The organism is Cupriavidus sp. MPR-AND1C (assembly GCF_058809705.1).
In genome coordinates, this window is the sequence record NZ_JBXASU010000195.1 from 1 (window position 1) to 1,138 (window position 1,138).

The 1,138-nt window shown below is 64.1% G+C and carries 1 protein-coding gene; it reads left to right on the plus strand.

Going from position 1 to position 1,138, the window contains the following annotated elements:
* Positions 1–220: 220 nt before the first annotated feature.
* A partial coding sequence (locus AC1RWI_RS37960; RefSeq protein WP_492870879.1) for a lactate permease LctP family transporter occupies positions 221–1,138 on the plus strand: 918 nt, incomplete at its 3' end.

Genomic DNA, 1,138 nt, shown 5'->3' on the forward strand with positions numbered 1-1,138 from the left:
TTTGCCTACTTTCTTGGCAAGACAAGAAAGTAGGTCGCCGCCCCGCAGGGGTGGTGAAACTGCAGTTGACTTTAAGCCTTTGACGTTAAGCCTTTGACTCCGCAGTCACCGCAAAGAATATCGACAAAGCCCCAAGCCAACAAAAACCAGACAAAAAAACGCAAGCAACAAAACGCCCCAATCCATTCCACTCAAACACAATCCCCGGAGGAGACCCACCGTGCAACCCTGGACCCAGACCTACACACCACTAGGCAGCCTGTGGCTGTCCGCGCTAGCAGCAGCGCTACCCATCCTGTTCTTCTTCCTCGCCCTGGCCGTGCTGCGCATGAAAGGCCACGTGGCAGCAGCCATCACCCTGCTCCTTGCGCTAGGCGTGGCCATCTTCGCCTACGGCATGCCGGTGCCGCAGGCGCTCGCCGCCGCGGGCTTCGGCTTTGCCTACGGGCTGTGGCCGATCGCCTGGATCATCGTGACCGCGGTCTTCCTCTACAAGATCGTGGTGAAGACCGGGCAGTTCGACATCATCCGCGCGTCCGTGCTGGCCATCACCGATGACCAGCGCCTGCAGATGCTGCTGATCGGCTTTGCCTTCGGCGCCTTCCTGGAAGGCGCCGCGGGCTTCGGTGCGCCGGTGGCCATCACCGCAGCCCTGCTGGTGGGCCTGGGCTTCAACCCGCTCTATGCGGCGGGCCTGTGCCTGATCGCCAATACCGCGCCGGTGGCCTTCGGCGCCATGGGCATTCCCATCATCGTGGCGGGCCAGGTGACCGGCATCGATGCCATGCACATCGGCGCGATGGCCGGCCGGCAATTGCCGCTGCTGTCGCTGGCGGTGCCGTTCTGGCTGGTGTTCATCATGGACGGCAAGCGCGGCGTGAAAGAGACGTGGCCGGCGGCGCTGGTGACCGGCGCGAGCTTCTCGGTGACGCAGTATTTCACCTCGAACCATATCGGGCCGGAGTTGCCGGACATCACTTCGGCGCTGGTGAGCCTGGTGTCGCTGACGCTGTTCCTCAAGGTGTGGCAGCCCAAGAGCGCAAGCCAGCGGGCTGGCGGCGCCGTGAAGGCGGGCGGCGGTGCGGCAGCACTGGCGCGCATGGGTGGCGGGCTGGCAAGCGATGCGAGCAGCTTCGGC